This window comes from Streptomyces sp. NPDC058525, from assembly GCF_042719495.1.
GTDB lineage: Bacteria > Actinomycetota > Actinomycetes > Streptomycetales > Streptomycetaceae > Streptomyces.
The window spans coordinates 1-1,368 of the sequence record NZ_JBHXNP010000225.1 but is presented as its reverse complement, the minus strand read 5'-3'; the positions used below and the strand labels follow the sequence as shown (position 1 = coordinate 1,368).

1 protein-coding gene and 1 pseudogene are annotated in these 1,368 nt (G+C 69.1%); both read left to right on the top strand.

Annotation, left to right across the window (positions count from 1 at the left end):
* Positions 1–180, top strand: a 180-nt coding sequence (locus tag ACFWP3_RS41985; protein ID WP_384232224.1) for a hypothetical protein, incomplete at its 5' end; no start/stop codon positions are given.
* Positions 181–395: 215 nt separating this feature from the next.
* Positions 396–1,368, top strand: a pseudogene (locus ACFWP3_RS41980) (hypothetical protein); the annotation flags it as partial.

Genomic DNA, 1,368 nt, shown 5'->3' with positions numbered 1-1,368 from the left:
GTGACCACGGACGACGCAAGACGCTGGCCGGTGCACCGTTTCAACCTGGGGCGGTCCGGTGGTGAACATGCCGAGCTGTTGTCCGGGATCGCGCCGGATCTGGTCTCGGGCCCGGTCTTTGGGGCTGAGGGACGGGCAGCGGTTCCAAGGGGTGTCGCCGCCGACTTCGGCCTCCAGTGACTGTTGCTGGGCGGTGTCGTTGGCTCGTTGTGACGGTGCCTTCGGACGACGCGTACTGCTGGCAGGTGCACCGGTTTGCGGCCGGTCAGGATCTCGGTGAGCTGGCTGACCTGCTGCCGGACTGGGGTCCTGACCTGGCGTCGCGGGTGAGGGCCCATGGCTTGCGGGACGGGCAGAGGTTCCTGATCGGTCCGGACGGCCGCCCGGACCTGCGGGTGAACGCGGCTTTGGCCTCGGCGAAGTGGCGAAACCTGGAGCCGACGTCGCAGCGGGACTACATGTACTCGCTGGTGGTCTGGCTGAACTTCCTGCTCGCGACCGGCGGCAACTGGTGGGATGCGGTCGAAGAGGACGCGGAGGAGTTCTTGTTCTGGCGGGTCACTGACCCGCAGAACCCCGATCGGGTCCAGACGAACTCGTTCTCCCGCGATCTTGCCGGGCTGAAGAAGTTCTACAAGGCGGTGAAACACCATGGGGTCGTCAACCCGTTCGAGGAGATGACGGCCCCGGGGGCCAGCCGGCAGGCGGACGTCAAATGGCTCGACCCGGGCGGCTACACCCGTTGGCGTGACCTGGGGATCCGGGGGATGGATCTTTCCGGGCGGCCGGACCGGTGGTGGCGGGGCCGCAACGAACAGCGCGACACCGTCTTCTGCGACGGTCTCTACGACAACGGGCTGCGGGTGGCGGAGTGGGCGAGCGTGGTCCTGCCTGAACTTCCGCCCTACGACCGCGCCCGCGGCTACTACACGTGCCAGCTGGCGGACGCCTGCGCGAAGGGCGGCTACGGACATCCGTACTGGACACCGCGCTCGGCGATGAAGGGCGTCCTGTCCTACATCGAGGGCGCCCGCGCGGCGGCAGTCCGCCGGGCTCAGGCGGCGGGCCGCTACGAGCGTCTGGAACGGGTCCGGGTCGTCCTCGCGACGCACGGCACGACCGCGGTGACCCTGGAAAGGGTGCGGGGCGGAACCGAGCGCAAGCTGTGGAACGAGATGGGGCCCAGGATGCGGCTGCGGCTGTTCCGCCGGACGGGCCAGGGGCTGGAGCCCGTTCAGCTCTGGCTCAACGAGGACGGCCTGCCCCGCGATGGGCGGGGCTGGGAGCACACCTTCGAGACCGCGAACCAGCGGATCCAGGGCCTGGGCCTGGAGTCGTTCTCCTGCACCGCCCACATGCTCCGCCATT